The sequence below is a fragment of the Hyphomicrobium sp. genome, from assembly GCF_041674905.1.
Taxonomy (GTDB): domain Bacteria; phylum Pseudomonadota; class Alphaproteobacteria; order Rhizobiales; family Hyphomicrobiaceae; genus Hyphomicrobium_B.
On sequence record NZ_JBAYUV010000027.1, the window covers coordinates 35,023 to 49,699 of the forward strand.

12 protein-coding genes are annotated in these 14,677 nt (G+C 62.2%); 9 read left to right on the forward strand and 3 right to left on the reverse strand.

All coding sequences use genetic code 11. The annotated features are described in order from the left end of the window. The first annotated feature begins 57 nt into the window (after positions 1 to 57). Together WC026_RS11685 and WC026_RS11690 are read left to right on the forward strand one after the other, a co-directional pair. Positions 58 to 1,461, forward strand: coding sequence for a dipeptidase (locus WC026_RS11685; RefSeq protein ID WP_372711142.1), 1,404 nt, complete (start codon positions 58 to 60; stop codon positions 1,459 to 1,461). Positions 1,462 to 1,510: 49 nt separating this feature from the next. Further along, positions 1,511 to 2,476, forward strand: a complete 966-nt coding sequence (locus WC026_RS11690) for a ribonuclease T (RefSeq protein WP_372711143.1) — start codon at positions 1,511 to 1,513, stop codon at positions 2,474 to 2,476. Positions 2,477 to 2,533: 57 nt separating this feature from the next. Here the strand turns inward: WC026_RS11690 and WC026_RS11695 are convergent, their stop codons facing one another. Together WC026_RS11695 and WC026_RS11700 are read right to left on the reverse strand one after the other, a co-directional pair. Next, on the reverse strand, positions 2,534 to 3,298 hold the full coding sequence (locus tag WC026_RS11695; RefSeq protein WP_372711144.1) for a hypothetical protein: 765 nt from the start codon (positions 3,296 to 3,298) through the stop codon (positions 2,534 to 2,536). Between the two features lie 149 nt (positions 3,299 to 3,447). Further along, the gene (locus WC026_RS11700; protein ID WP_372711145.1) at positions 3,448 to 4,215 is read right to left on the reverse strand and encodes a TorF family putative porin; all 768 of its coding nucleotides are present in this window, start codon (positions 4,213 to 4,215) and stop codon (positions 3,448 to 3,450) included. Positions 4,216 to 4,578: 363 nt separating this feature from the next. On the opposite strand from WC026_RS11700, the gene WC026_RS11705 reads away from it, so the two are divergent. From WC026_RS11705 to WC026_RS11715, 3 genes are all read left to right on the forward strand, one after another. Beyond that, complete coding sequence (locus WC026_RS11705) at positions 4,579 to 5,319, forward strand: SDR family oxidoreductase (RefSeq protein WP_372711146.1); 741 nt, start codon at positions 4,579 to 4,581, stop codon at positions 5,317 to 5,319. A gap of 222 nt (positions 5,320 to 5,541) precedes the next feature. Then, complete coding sequence (locus WC026_RS11710) at positions 5,542 to 6,915, forward strand: glucosaminidase domain-containing protein (protein ID WP_372711147.1); 1,374 nt, start codon at positions 5,542 to 5,544, stop codon at positions 6,913 to 6,915. 30 nt (positions 6,916 to 6,945) lie between these two features. Then, positions 6,946 to 7,722 carry an N-acetylmuramoyl-L-alanine amidase gene (locus WC026_RS11715; protein ID WP_372711149.1) on the forward strand — a complete coding sequence of 259 codons (777 nt, stop codon included), beginning with the start codon at positions 6,946 to 6,948 and terminating at the stop codon, positions 7,720 to 7,722. Between the two features lie 100 nt (positions 7,723 to 7,822). On the opposite strand, the gene WC026_RS11720 is transcribed toward WC026_RS11715, so the two are convergent. Then, the gene (locus WC026_RS11720; RefSeq protein ID WP_372711150.1) at positions 7,823 to 8,794 is read right to left on the reverse strand and encodes a hypothetical protein; all 972 of its coding nucleotides are present in this window, start codon (positions 8,792 to 8,794) and stop codon (positions 7,823 to 7,825) included. A 148-nt stretch (positions 8,795 to 8,942) separates the two neighbouring features. Here WC026_RS11720 and uvrC point away from each other — a divergent pair, with 148 nt between their 5' ends. The 4 genes from uvrC to moaD all read left to right on the forward strand — a co-directional run bounded on the left by uvrC (position 8,943) and on the right by moaD (position 14,634). Continuing rightward, positions 8,943 to 10,937: an excinuclease ABC subunit UvrC gene (uvrC, locus tag WC026_RS11725; protein ID WP_372711152.1), complete on the forward strand. Its 1,995-nt coding sequence runs from the start codon at positions 8,943 to 8,945 to the stop codon at positions 10,935 to 10,937. 120 nt (positions 10,938 to 11,057) lie between these two features. Then, the gene (locus tag WC026_RS11730; protein ID WP_372711153.1) at positions 11,058 to 13,697 is read left to right on the forward strand and encodes a DUF3772 domain-containing protein; all 2,640 of its coding nucleotides are present in this window, start codon (positions 11,058 to 11,060) and stop codon (positions 13,695 to 13,697) included. Between the two features lie 67 nt (positions 13,698 to 13,764). Further along, positions 13,765 to 14,352, forward strand: a complete 588-nt coding sequence (gene pgsA, locus WC026_RS11735) for a CDP-diacylglycerol--glycerol-3-phosphate 3-phosphatidyltransferase (protein WP_372711154.1) — start codon at positions 13,765 to 13,767, stop codon at positions 14,350 to 14,352. Positions 14,353 to 14,358: 6 nt separating this feature from the next. Next, positions 14,359 to 14,634 carry a molybdopterin converting factor subunit 1 gene (gene moaD, locus WC026_RS11740; protein ID WP_372711155.1) on the forward strand — a complete coding sequence of 92 codons (276 nt, stop codon included), beginning with the start codon at positions 14,359 to 14,361 and terminating at the stop codon, positions 14,632 to 14,634. The last annotated feature ends 43 nt before the right edge of the window (positions 14,635 to 14,677 follow it).

Genomic DNA, 14,677 nt, shown 5'->3' on the forward strand with positions numbered 1-14,677 from the left:
CCATATTCCTAGCTGAAGCCGTCGCTGCTTCTTTCGCCTTTTGGAAAGTCTACCAAGATGACCGCGCTGGAAACTGTTCTCGACACACTTGGTCAATCAAAGGCTGCCGGGCTTGGCCGGTTGTTCGAGCTATTGCGCATCGACAGCGTTTCGACCGATCCAGCGTTCAAGGCAAGTTGCCGCAAGGCCGCCGAGTGGTGCGCCGCGACCCTCAAGGACATCGGCTTCGCGGAAGCCAAGGTTGTGTCAACAAGCGGCCATCCGATGGTCGTCGCGCACGATCGTACGACCCGCGAACCGGGCATCCCGCACGTGCTTTTCTACGGCCACTACGACGTGCAGCCGCCCGACCCTCTCGACCTGTGGCAGACGCCGCCTTTCGAGCCGCGCGTCACGAGCGAAGCGCATAACGGCGAGGTGATCGTCGCCCGCGGCGCCGAGGACAACAAAGGCCAGTTGATGACCTTTTTCGAGGCCGCGCGCGCCTGGATGAAGGTTGCGGGAAAGCTTCCGATCGCGGTGTCGGTGCTGATCGAGGGCGAGGAAGAATGCGGCTCGCCATCGCTGCCTGAGTTTCTCGCCAAGCACGGCGATGAGTTGAAAGCCGACCTTGTGCTCGTCTGCGATACCGGACAATGGGATAAGGATACGCCTGCCATCACGACGATGCTTCGCGGCCTCGTCGGAGACGAACTCGTCATCAGCGGACCGACGCGCGATCTTCATTCCGGCATCTACGGCGGCCCGGTGACAAACCCGATCCGCGCGCTGGCGAAAGTCATGGCCGCGCTGCACGACAACGAGGGCCGCATCGCCGTTCCGGGATTTTATGACGGCGTGAATGAGCCGGCGCCGGAACACCTCGCGCAATGGAAATCTCTGGGCTTGACCGGCCAAGCTTTCCTCGGCTCGGTCGGTCTCAAAACGCCGGCGGGAGAAAAGGGCCGTTCGGTCATCGAGCAGCTCTGGTCGCGGCCAACGCTCGAATTCAACGGCGTGACGGGCGGATACCAGGGCGTCGGCTCGAAGACGGTCATTCCCGCGAAAGCATCGGTGAAGATCACCTGCCGCCTCGTCGCGGGCCAGGACCCGGACAAGGTGATGACGGCGCTGCACCGCTATGTTGACAGTGTGCTGCCCGCCGATTGCACGGCGACATGGCTCGGGCATCACGGCTCCGGCGCGGTCAGTTTCGATACCGCCGATCCTTCGATGCAGGCCGCCGCGAAAGCACTTGAAGATGAATGGGGAAAGCCGGCCGTGCTGATGGGCAGCGGCGCGTCCATCCCGATCGTCACGTCGTTCCGTGACGCGCTCGGCATGGACAGCCTGCTGATCGGCTTCGGACTCGACGACGACCGTATTCATTCACCGAATGAAAAATACAATATACGGAGCTTCGAAAAAGGCGCGCGAAGCTGGGCGCGCATCCTGGCGGCGCTGGCTCCGGCCGCCGCGTAAGAGATCATTTGCCCACCCATCCCGTCCCGTGCTCGCTTGAGACCATGACATGCTGAAACCGCATCTGCTCCTGACCGCTCTCGTGCTTCTGCTGATAGCCGGGTTCGCCATCCATATGGCGCGGCAGAACAACGTCTCAGTGGCGACCGGCCCGCAAAGCGGTTCAGCTCATCGCACGGAGACCGCCGACACTCGCCCGGATGAAAGCGGCAACGGCTATGGTAGCGGCGACGGCTATCGAGACAGGAACAACCGGGGCAGGAACAGCTACGGCAACAGCGGCGAACGCGACGTGCCCGGACAATTCGACTATTACGCGCTCGTACTTTCGTGGAGCCCGACGTACTGCGCGGAAAAGGGCCAGAACGACGACGCGCAGTGCAATCGGCGCGACGGCCGCCGCTATTCGTTCATCCTGCACGGGCTTTGGCCGCAATACGATTACGGCTATCCGTCGGAGTGCCGTTTGCCGCGACGGCCTTTCGTGCCTGACAACGTCATCTCGAGCATGCTCGATATCATGCCGAGCCGCGGGCTGATCATTCACGAATACCGGGCGCACGGCACGTGCTCGGGGCTCGATCCGGCGAGCTACTTCGCGACGGCGCATCGCCTGTTCGACGGCATCACCATTCCGCAGCGTTTTCGCAACCCGTCCGACACGCAGGTTGCCTCACCTGCCGATATCCGGCGCGATTTCGCGCAGGCTAACCCCAATTTCAAACCCGACATGATTGCCGTCGTCTGCGGGGCGAAGGGACTGAGGGAAGTTCGTCTCTGCCTTTCGAAAGACGGGCAACCGCGCTCGTGCGGCCAGAATGAAAATCCGAGGAAGCTCTGCTCGAGCGACCGCGTCTTTATTCCGCCCGCGCGATCGACCGGCGGGCCGGATTCGGCAGCTCAACGCAACACGTCGGGTGGCGCTTCCGCCGACACCGCGCCTCGGGACTTGCCACGGCAATCACCGCTGCCGGGTCCGCGCATGGATTACGATTACGGGCAGCAGGCCCGGTAGGTCGCCACACAATAAAAACTGCGGTCGCAGTCTGATCTGTTCCGAGGCCGCCAAATCTCAGGCCGCCGAACGTACACGTTGCGCGCGCCATGCGTGCGGCGCGCGCGCAATCCAGCCGACGCCGTTCTCGCGTTTCTGGCCGCCGGATGCCTCGATCGCCATAGGGTTGAGGCTCCATCGTTCGGCAATGCCCAGCACATGCGCCTCTGTCGGATGAAGCTGCAGCGCGCCGCCGATATCGCCCTGACGATTGAGGATACCCCGGAGTTCCAGCATCGACAGACCAAGCTCGCGCTCCGCTGCCGTCGGCCGGCCGGCATCCCAGAGTACGCCCGCCTCGCCGAAAGCGGCAGCCCGCCTCGGCTGGCCGTTCTCGAAGCGCGCCCAGGCGTAAAAGTCGATGATCGGAAAGGCCGCGAAATATTGGACGTTGGAGAATTCACGCGCAACGCGTGCCAGAAGCGGCGCCGCCTTGTCGACGAAGCCGCCGCCCTGCGGCATCGGCAAAGATACGCCGGCGACGAACGTCCAGCCCTCGATAGGCGGCGAAATGAAGACGAAGGAATCGGAAAGCTTGAGATCGTAGATCGCCCCGATCCCCGAATTCCAGTTCGCAACGCTTAAGTCTTCAAGGCCAAGAGCGTTCGCCAGGCGCCCGGCGTCGTCGGTCTCGACCGCGAGCCACGCCATCTCGCTTCCGAACGCGCGCGGCCTGTCGGGCGCAACATCCATTCTGACGCGTCGCGGTAAAAGCCGCGGAGCCAGGACCGCTGCCGCAGTTGCGATCGTCAGAACGACCAGGATAACGACTGCCGGAAGCACGATTGTTGTCGCCCGCCGAAAAAGCCCGAACGACTTTTCTGTCGTGAGTTGCGCGACTGCGCAAGAGCTACGACCAACGTATGCAGCAAAAAAACCGGGGCCAACGAAGGCCCCGGTTCGACTAAGTCGGGAGGTCTAGAAGAGAGAGCTTATGGCAGGTTGACGCCAGCCGAGAAGAGGAAGCGGGAATCGGCTAGGTGAGCTCCCCCATTCGAGCTAGTGACATTGCCAAGATCCGTATCCCAATAGCGGAAGTCCATGAAATACTTATCGACGGAGAGCTTAAGACCAACGTTCCAGTAGGTATAGCTGTCGCTGCCAGCGCCGAAGAATCCCGGTGCATCATCAGCAGTCGTATACCCAACGCCGCCGCTAAGCGTGGGCGTGAAGATCGCGAACTGAGGCAACTCGTAGCTGGCCGAACCTTCGATGGTTTCTGTCTGCACGTAGTTTGCCTGGTCAGGCGTAATGTAGCCCGTGACGCCCAATGTGAGGTTCTTGATCGGCGAAATCGATGCGCCAACCTTGAACTCGACGTAATCCGTTGCGCTCCAACCGTTTTTGTTGGCCGGGTTGGTATAATAGAGGACGCCGATATCCCAGCTCACCGGTCCCGTGACGGGACGAATGCCTGCGCTGATGTCCATTTCGAATGGGTCGCCAACGCCGTTATCGACGTTAGAACCCCAGAAGTTGAGGTAGCCAATTCCGTACGTGAATTCGATGAACGGCTGGAAAGCCGGCTTATTATCCGTGAGCGAGACGCCGCGGAACAGGTAGTCGCTGACACCCGTCAGCGTGATCGAATACCCGAATTTCCGATCTTCGCTATCGTCTGCGAGTACTGCCGTCGACATCGCCAACGACGCGAGCGCCGCCACCCCGGTCGCACCCAAGAAACTTTTCAAATTTGCCATTTAGACAACCCCCGTCCTAAATCAGCGGTTCGCAGTCGCCGCACTTGCGGACCCCTCGATTCACACCGCGCTGGAGTGAGAGAAACGTCTTCGGCGGGTCGGCACAAGTGTTTAGGCACAGGAAACACAGACTTCCCTGGGCCTCTGTCACATTGTGGCAACGATGCCGCAATAGCTGGTCTCGATAAACCGGATTTGCCTTGAAAATATGCATCCCTCGCCTTGCCGCTTGCCAGCCACAGTGGCGGAGCGAGGAAAAACCGGGCACTGATTCGAACGTTATTCACCGCCCGAACACCTGCGCAGCTTCCTCCCGGGCCAACTCGGCGTGATTCTCCAAACCGATTCTGCTAATCCGCAGCCATGAACCAAACCTCGGCCCCCGCCCGAACCGTATTGATTACAGGCGCGGCCCGCCGCATCGGACGCGCGATTGCCCTCGACTTGGCCGAGGCCGGCTGGGCCGTCGCCATTCACTACCGGAATTCAGGCGCCGAAGCCGAAGCCCTGGCGCGGCAGATCCGCGACGGCGGCGGGCGGGCGGGCATATTCCAAGCGGACCTAGCCGATCGTCAGGCCCTCGAAAACCTGGTTGCAATCATCGGGCGCGAGCTTGGGCCGCTCACGACCTTGATCAACAATGCGTCCGAGTTTCTTCCCGACAGCATCGGCAACCTCGATGAGAAGACTTGGGATCTGCACCTTTGCATCAATCTCAAGGCTCCCGTCTTTCTGTCCGAGGCGATGGCCAAGCAGCTGCCGGAGAACGCGGAAGGCAACATCATCAACATCCTCGACCAGCGCGTGTGGAACCTGACGGCTGAGTTTTTCTCCTACACGATCTCGAAGGCCGGCCTCTGGACGGCGACGCGAACGCTGGCGCAAGCGCTTGCCCCGCGCATTCGCGTCAACGCCATCGGGCCCGGCCCGGTGCTTAGAAGCATTCACCAGACGGACGCCGACTTCGAGCAGGAGAAGCAATCGACTCTATTGAAGCGCGGACCGTCGGCGCAGGAAATCGCGACGGCCGTCCGTTTCATTCTCGCGACGCCGTCGCTGACGGGTCAGATGATCGCGCTCGACGGCGGCCAGCATCTGACCTGATCCGCTCCAAAGTGAAACGCTAAGCGCGATTTATGAATCGCACCGTTGGCCGTTTCCGCCTCAATCTGACCCCCGCACGCCCTAAATACCGCCCAATTGCTCGGCGATCCTCGCGATGACTCACGGGGGGTCTCAACTCTTTTTTAACGTTAAGCGCTTACGAACCTTAATTGGTTTTGTATGGCGCTCTTCGAGGGGTGCCGCGTCATTATGGGTGTATCCATGATAAGCCGCGTTCGGACGCCGTTGGCGTTCGTCTTCGCTGCAGCCATGCCTTTGGTTGTAGCGCCTTTGCCGGCCTCGGCGGCAGATCTTCCGCAAGTCAAAACAACCAAGACAAACACGGTTCCGGCGTGCGCCACGCCTGGCCGCTTGATGGCGTTCCTCACGAGCCGCAACGGCGGTGTGGATGATCATTTCTCGACGATCGCCGCAGATTATATGCGCATCGGCGACGAGCTGAAAATCCGCTGGGACATCGCCTTCTTCCAGATGCTGCTCGAAACGGGCAACCTGACGTTCAAGGGCGACGTCAAATCGAACCAGAACAATTTCGCCGGTCTCGGCGCGACCGGAAAGCACGTGCCCGGCGAAAGTTTCCCGGACGTCGCGACGGGTGTGAAGGCGCACCTTCAGCATCTTCTTCTCTATGCCGGTGAACATCTCGATAGCCCAGTCGCCGAACGGACCCGCAAAGTCCAGGAATGGGGTGTGCTGACGGATTGGCAGAAGACGCTCAAAGGCCCGATCAATTACGAACAGGTTTCGAAGCAGTGGGCGCCGACATCGCGCCGCTATGCGCGCGACATCTCCAATATCGCCGAGAGCTTCTATGGCAGCCCATGCAGGGCTCCTGATCCCAATCCTGAGCTGCTGGCGCTCGCTCATCCCGGCGCCACGCCGAACCAGACGCCCGCCGCCTCTGATCCGAAAGTGGCGATGGCCGACACGAGCGCGTCGGACGCCGCCGGTGCATCTGCGAGCAAGCCGTCGGGTGCTGAACTCGCGCGCCGCGCCGTCGAAGAAGCCCGCAAGTCCGGCTCATTTGTCCGCTCGGGCCTAGGGGCGGAAGAACTCGTGCCGCCGGTCGCCGAAGCTCAAACCGTTGCGGTTGGCGAGCCGGCGCAGCAGGAAAAGCCGCAGGCCATCAAAATCATCAACGCCGCAGCGCCGCCCGCAGATGTCGCGCCGAACGCATCCACGGACCTCGGAACGCGCGGCCCTGCCGATTCCGCGCCCGTCGAGCCGACCAAAAAGAGCACGGGCAAGAAAATCCAGACGGCCGCCCTTGGCTCCGGTACGAAGTCGTCCGTGCTTCCGGGCATCACGTCGAAATCGACGCCGACGCTTTCTCCTTCCGCACGGCCGACGTGCAAGGTGTGGACGGCAAGCTACGGCGGCGGTCACTCCATCATCATCAAGGCGCGCGCCGACCGGCAGGACAACTACACCGTCCTCGACGTCAACGAAGGTTCCGAGAAGCGCGAAGCGGCGGCTTATATCGCAGCCTACGCCAAAGGCGGCGAGACGGTCGGTGAATTCACCAATCCGTCGACGGCGCTCGATAAGGCCTTCGAACTCTGCCCGGATGGTTGAGTGCGGCTCGCATTGAAGGGCCGCCCTCGCATGGCATACCCATCATCACTTCGCAAACGCCGGATGGCGACGTTTGCTTCGGCGGCCGCGCTTGCGCTCGCTGCAAATGCAGCCGGCGCGGCGCCAGCCATTCGCACGGGCACGACGAACCAGGTTCCGGCATGCGTGACGCCGGACCGCCTGATGGCTTTCCTGGCGCAACGCAATTCCCGAGTGGATGCACGCTTTCAGAACATCGCCAGATTCTACAAGCTCTACGGCGAAGGCTGGCATGTGCGTTGGGACTTCGCCTTCTTCCAGATGGCGATCGAAACCAACTTCCTGAAATTCAGGCGCGGCGATGGACGGCGCGGCGACGTCCGCGAGACACAGAACAATTTTGCCGGTATCGGCGCGACCGGCAACGGCGTACCAGGCGAGCGCTTCGCCGACGTCGCAACCGGCGTGCACGCACAAATTCAACATCTCGTCGCCTATTCGGGCGAACGCCTGGTGCAGCCGATCGCGAAGCGGACGCGCGAAAATCAAAATGACATCATCGCGAAATCGAACCGCCTCGGCAGGGCTGTGACGTTCGCCGATCTAGCGCGCCGGTGGGCGGCCGATCACCAGTACGGCAAGTCGATCGACTTCATCGCGGGGCAATATCAAGAGCAATATTGCTCCGGCGAGACGCACGCCGCACAGGAGACATTGCCGCCTCCTCCTCGACCGGCGCGCGGCTGGCAGGATCTCGCGCCACAGCCGTCCGGGCTTGGCGGACCATTTTCGCCGCAACGTGTCGCCGATCCCAAGGATAGCGGCTGACAGCTGAACGGTTTGATCAGGCGCTTACCAAGCGAACAATCGTCATCCTCGAATGGGGAGCCTGCGAGACCGTTCACTCGGCTGAGGATGACGGATCAAATCAATCGGATGGCTTGAAGTAGTTGAGCGCGGCCGTCGAAGCGGCGCCGCCGAGCACGCACGGGATGCCGAACTCGACTTGCCCAAGCGCTCCGGCCGCGACGCAACCCAGCGCCAGGACCGTCTGTCCGGCTTGGCCCCACCAGGTGTAGTTGCGGAGTTTCTCCGAGCCCTTCGCCTTCAATTCGTCGATGGACGCGAGCGCGTCCTTGCGGATTTTCGAAAGCTCCAGCGTTTCCGATGCGTCGATGACTTCGCCCAGCGGCTTCTTGATCTTGGGGTCGCTGTCGCTCGATATCTTCTTCAGCATCATCAGGAGATCGTTGTCGCGCGAGGCGTTCTGCGCCAGCGTCCACTTGGCCATCGCTCCGATCGTCAGCGTGTCGACCTTGTCCTTGTCGAGCGAGTACGAGAGAGACGACACGATGCGCCGGATCGGAGCTTCCCAACCGGTCGCAAAATAATATCCCCAGTTCAGGTCGATTACGGTGGCGTCTTCCTTGATCGAGAGCGCCGTCAACACGGGTTTGTCACCGTAAAGAAATTTTTCGATCAGGTCCTTGCGCGCCGGCATGCGTTCGATGAACGTCTTGAGCAGCGGCCGCCAGCCGGGAAGGCCCGAATAGGCGATGCCCTTGATGATGACGACCTGATCCTCGGGCGGCAGCGGAAACATCTTCGAGACGAGATCTTCCGCGCTTGCCGGGTTCGATCCGATGACGCCCGCAACGAAGCCGATATAAATGCCGGATTGATCGGAATCTTTCGTCAGGCCGAATGCCGACATCGCCTTGACTGAGTCGGGCACCCGTTGCGGCTCGGGTTTATGACGGTAACCGTTGATCCACCGCAGCACATCCTCGTTGCTCCGGAATGAGGCCTCTTGAGCCTTCTCCCGGACCGGTTTTGCGAGTAGAACTCCGGGTAGCGACAGGATCAGCGCGAAGCCCAGAATGGCAAAAATAGAGCGCATGGTACCCCCCACAAAATCCTGCTCTCTCCCGATGTGCTGAGGGCGTCAGACCATCCCTCGGACATGGTGATTTTGTGGCGCACCACGCCCGGGCTTTCTTGACCTCTGCCGCAGATCGACCTTAGGTGCGCCGAATTCTAGGTATGCGATGACTGAAGACCAGATACCGGCGGGCCAGGAAGCCGCCCCTGAGGCGCCGCACAAAACCGGCGCCGACGTCATAGCGGGATACCTGAAAACTCTGCCGCAATCTCCCGGCGTCTATCGCATGCTCGATACGGCGGGCGAAGTCATCTATGTCGGCAAGGCACGGCAGCTCAAATCGCGTGTCTCGAACTATGCGCGGCTCAACGGCCATACGAACCGCATCGCGCGCATGATCCTCGCGACGGCGTCGATGGAATTCGTGACGGTTGCGACCGAAGCCGAGGCGCTGCTTCTCGAAGCCAACCTGATCAAGCGTTTCCGGCCGCGCTTCAACGTGCTGATGCGCGACGACAAGTCGTTTCCGTATATTCTCATCGCGCGCGATCATGCCGCCCCTGCGGTGATGAAGCATCGCGGCGCGCGCAACCGGAAGGGGGAATACTTCGGACCCTTCGCATCGGCAGGAGCAGTCGATCGCACCGTCAACATGCTGCAGCGCGCGTTTCTGCTGCGCTCCTGTTCCGACAGCGTTTATGAAAGCCGCACGCGCCCTTGCCTGCTCTATCAGATCAAGCGCTGCTCGGCGCCGTGCACGGGCGAAATCGCGCTCGAGGATTATAACGAGCTCGTCGTCGAAGCCGAACGCTTCCTCAAAGGCGAGAGCCAGAGCGTGCGGGCGATGTATCAACGCCTGATGCAGGAAGCGGCCGACGCGCTCGAATTCGAAACGGCCGCGAAATACCGCAACCGCCTCTGGGCGCTAGCGCACGTCACGGCGGATCAATCGATCAACCCGGACGGCGTCGAGGAAGCCGACGTTTTCGCCGCCTACCAGGACGGCGGGCAAACGTGCATCCAGGTTTTCTTCTTCCGCACCGGGCAGAACTGGGGCAATCGCGCCTATTATCCAAAGGCCGACCGCTCACTCGATGCGCCCGAGGTGCTCGATAGCTTCATCGCGCAGTTCTACGACGACAAGCCGGTGCCGCGCCTGATCCTCATTTCGCACGACGTTCCGAACCGAGCGCTTCTCGCCGAAGCCTTGACCAGCAAAGCCCAGCGCAAAGTCGAAATTCGCGTTCCCGCGCGCGGCACGAAGTCTAGCCTCGTCGAACATGCGCTGACGAATGCGCGCGAGGCGTTGGGGCGCAAGCTCGCCGAAAGCTCGACGCAGGCGCGCCTGCTCGAAGGCGTCGCGGAGCGGTTCAGTCTGGCGGCCCCTCCCCGCCGCATCGAAGTCTTCGACAACAGCCATATCGCGGGCACGAACGCCGTCGGCGCGATGATCGTCGCGGGGCCGGAAGGGTTCGTCAAAGGCCAGTATCGCAAGTTCAATATCAAGTCGCCTGATGTGACGCCGGGCGATGACTACGCAATGATGCGCGAAGTTTTGACCCGTCGCTTCAAGCGCATCGCCGATGCCGAAGTTCTGGAAGAGATCGAAACCGAGGCCGCTGAACTCGTCGCCGATACGGTGCTGGAAAGCGTTCCGATGGCCGCACCGGGCGAAGATGCCGAAGACGAACGGGCGTTTCCGGATCGACCCGACCTCGTCCTGATCGACGGCGGCCTGGGTCAACTTTCCGTGGCGCGCGAGGTCCTGGCAGGCTTCGGGCTGCACGACATTCAATTGATCGGCGTCGCCAAAGGCCCGGATCGCGACGCCGGGCGCGAGCATTTCCACATTCCCGGCCGCGATCAGTCGATCATGCTCGAAGCCCGCGACCCGGTCCTCTATTTCGTGCAGCGGCTGCGCGACGAAGCCCACCGCTTCGCGATCGGGACACATCGTGCCAAGCGTGCGAAGGCCCTCGGCGTCAATCCGCTCGACGAGATCGACGGTATCGGGCCAACACGCAAACGGGCGCTGCTCACGTATTTCGGCTCGGCCAAAGCCGTTTCGCGCGCGGGGATCGAGGATTTGAAAGGGGTCGAGGGAATTTCCGCCGATATGGCACGGAAAATCTACGACTTTTTCCACGATCGATCCGTCTAGCGCGGCTGCGTGCGGGCAAAAGCCACTGGCCAGCCACACGGGTGTTGCCCTAATTTCGCGGCACTTGAGCGCCAAGCGCTTACCCTCAATCCGGACCGTCAGGGAGTTCGCATTTCGCCGATGCTGAGACATGTCTTTGCGGCTGTCGTCGCGCTTGCCCTGGCGGCCCCTTTCGCTGAAGCAAAACCGGGCACGCCAACCTGGAGTCCGACGACGACCCCGGCCACCGCTCAAGCGCAGCCCGCAGCCGCAGCCGCAGCCCCTGCGCCGGCCCCGAACCAAGCCGCGCCAGCGGCACCCGCTACGACGCCGCCCGCGCCTGCACCTCAACCCGCAAAGGCGCAACCTGCGGCGGCTCCTCAGCCAGCCGCGGCTCCAGCCGATGCGGCGCCTGCAGCCAGCCCGGACGCGGCGACTGGCCAGCCGGCTTCCGGCGAGCCTGCGGCCGCTGAAGCCCCACCTGCTCCGCCGCCGCCAAAACCAGCGCCTGTGCTCTCTCCCGAGGTCAACGATGCCATCACGGTCATGGTCGATTCGATGGACAGCGCCGAGAAGCGGCTGTCAGGCATCAGCGCCGCCAACGATACGCTCTCGGAACTGCGCGACCAGATCGACAGCGTCATCGCGCAGGCGACGAAAACCGCCGACTCGATCCGGCCGAGACAAGACGATATCGATCGCCAGCTGAGCAAGCTCGGTCCGCCACCGGCCAAGGACGCGCCTGCCGAATCCGCCACCGTCGCGGCCGAACGCACGCGTCTCGCGCAGCAATCGACGGAGCTGGATGAAGCTACCAAGACGCTGCGTGTCACGTGGTGGCGGGCGCGTCAGGCGATCGACAAGATCACCAATCTCCGGCTGTCGTTTTTCGTGAAAAACCTGACGGAGCGCATCACCAGTCCGCTGTTTCCGCAGTTCTGGACCGATCTCGCGCGCGTTGCGCCGAACGTCGAATGGCGGCTCAGATATAACGTCAACGACTGGATGTCCTCGGTCGATAAACAAAAAACCAACGTGGCGATACTGATCGCCGCGGTCATCGGGCTCTACGTGTTCCTCAAAGGCCTGGCGCTTGCGATCACGCGTTACCGGCCCAACGAGAACGCGACGCCTCCGACGTTTTTCGAGCGTGCCGCGTCCGCATCCTGGATCGCGCCGGTCCGCGCCATTCCGGGCGTGGCGGCAACGTTCCTGCTGTTCGGTGGCCTCAACTATTTCGGACTTCTGTACGAGCCGACGGCCGCGCCTGTCGGAGCAGCTCTCTTCAATAGCGCACTGATTTTCGTCGGCGTTTCGGCGCTGATCTCGGCGGTGTTTGCGCCGGGTCAGCCCGAGCGCCGCCTCGTGCTGCTGTCGAGCCGCAGCGCACGGCGCATTTCAAGGCTGATCAGATTTCTGGCTCTGATCTATTGCGTCGATCTGTTTCTCTCATCCTTCGCGCAGGTCTTCTATTTCCCGCTGGCGCTGAGCGTCGTGCAATCGCTCGTCACCAGCCTCGCATTTGCATTCGTGCTCGTCGGGCTGCTGCTCACGCCGTTCGAAGCGAGCGAAGCAGGGGGACTGAAGCCCGTTGGACGGCACCGGCCGCTGTGGCTCAAGCTGCCGCTTTGGATCGCCGCCTTCGCGATCATCGGATGCTGCCTCGTCGGCTACGTCGCGCTCGGACGCTTCCTGGCGCAACAGCTCGTCATGACGGGCGTCGTGGGCATGATCGCGACGCTGCTCTACCTTGCGATACGCGCCTTCACGCGCGGCAATACCACATCGCGCGGCCACATCAGCGTTCTCCTCGAGGAGCGGATGGGCTTCGACGAAACGCGCCGCAAGCAGCTCGGATGGCTGACCGAAAGCCTGCTGACGCTCGGCGTCATTCTCGCGACCATTCCGGTGCTGATGCTGCAATGGGGCTTTTCGGGGCCGGATATCCGCGACTGGTCGAAACGCCTGCTGTTCGGATTCGAGATCGGACAGTTCCGCATCTCGCTCGTCCGCATCCTCATCGGCATCGCGATCTTCGTGGCGTTCGTGTTCATCACGCGCCTCGTCCAGCGGCGTCTGCGCGAGAACGTCCTCGTCGCGCCGCGCATGGACCCCGGCATCGCGAACTCCATCGACACGGCCGTCGGTTACGCGGGAACGGGGCTCGGCGCCATTGCCGCGATTTCCTACGCGGGCTTCGACATCACCAATCTCGCGATCGTCGCGGGCGCGCTGTCGGTCGGCATCGGCTTCGGTCTGCAATCGATCGTCAACAATTTCGTATCCGGCCTGATCCTGCTCATCGAGCGCCCGATCAAGGTCGGGGATCTGGTCGTCGTCGGCGGCGAGCAAGGCGTGGTCAAGCGCATCTCGGTGCGTTCGACGGAAATCGAGACGTCCGACCGCGCCAGCCTCATCGTACCCAATTCGGAACTCGTCACGGGCCGGGTTCTGAACTGGACACATCGCAATGCCTTGGGGCGCATCGTCATGAAATTTAGCTCCGGACCCGACACCGATCCGCGCCTTGTCCTGGCGGTTCTGTCCGAATGCGCGAACCGGCATCCGAATGTGATGCGGGAACCCGCTCCGGTCGCCGTGTTCGAGGGCTATTCGCCGACGACTACGGACTTCTCGCTGCGCGTCCTGCTGCCCGACATCACCCATTCGCTCAGGGTCCAGTCGGACCTCAGAGTCGCCATTTATGAGGCCTTGCGGCGCGCGCACATCGGTGGCTCGCAAGGCTTTGCAGCGCATCCGGCCGTATCGGAGGCTTCGTGACTGCGACTTTGCTGCACTTCGAGAGTACCCCATTGACGCAACCTTGCCCCTGCGGCTACCCCAAACCATGGATCATATCGCGCAACGCTCGCTGCCTACGAGCCTGCCCAACATTCTGACGTACGGCCGCATCGCGGCGGTACCGGTTCTCGCGGGCGTCTTGTTCTTTGGAATGAGCGACGCATCGCGATGGGTGGCATTCTCGATCTTCGTCGCCGCCTGCGTGACGGACTGGCTCGACGGCTATCTGGCGCGCATGTGGGAGCAGCAATCGACGCTCGGGCGCATGCTCGATCCGATAGCCGATAAACTGCTCGTCGGCGCGACGCTGCTGATGCTCGTCTATACCGATACGATCGGCGGCTGGTCGATCTGGGCGGCGCTCATCATCCTGTCGCGCGAAATCCTCGTCTCCGGCCTGCGCGAATTTCTCGCCGAGCTGAACGTGAAGATCCACGTAACGCAACTCGCAAAATGGAAAACCGCCGTTCAGTTCATTGCCTTGGCGTTGCTGCTTGCCGGACCGGCGGCGGAAGATCTCATTCCGGGAACGACAACCGCCGGCGTTACGCTTCTCTGGATCGCGGCGCTGCTGACATTGGTGACCGGCTATGATTATCTCAAAGCCGGTATTCGCCACGCGATAGGCGGATAGGACGCCATGGCTGCCGTGCACGATCAGACCATTGTTTTGCGCTATTTCGCTTGGTTGCGCGAGAAAACCGGCCTCAACGAGGAGCGTCTGACGCTGCCGCCCGAGATCGTGACGGTCGCCGATCTCTTGAGCTGGCAGCCGACGCGCGGACACCCGTTCGATCTTGCCTTCGCGAAACCGGAGGCTATTCGCGTCGCGCTCGACCACGCCCACGCGAAGCCCGCAGCGCCGATCGCCGGAGCGCGCGAGATCGCGTTCTTTCCGCCTGTCACCGGAGGCTGAAGTTCGTGGCCGTTCGCGTCAGCACATCGGATTTCGATATTTC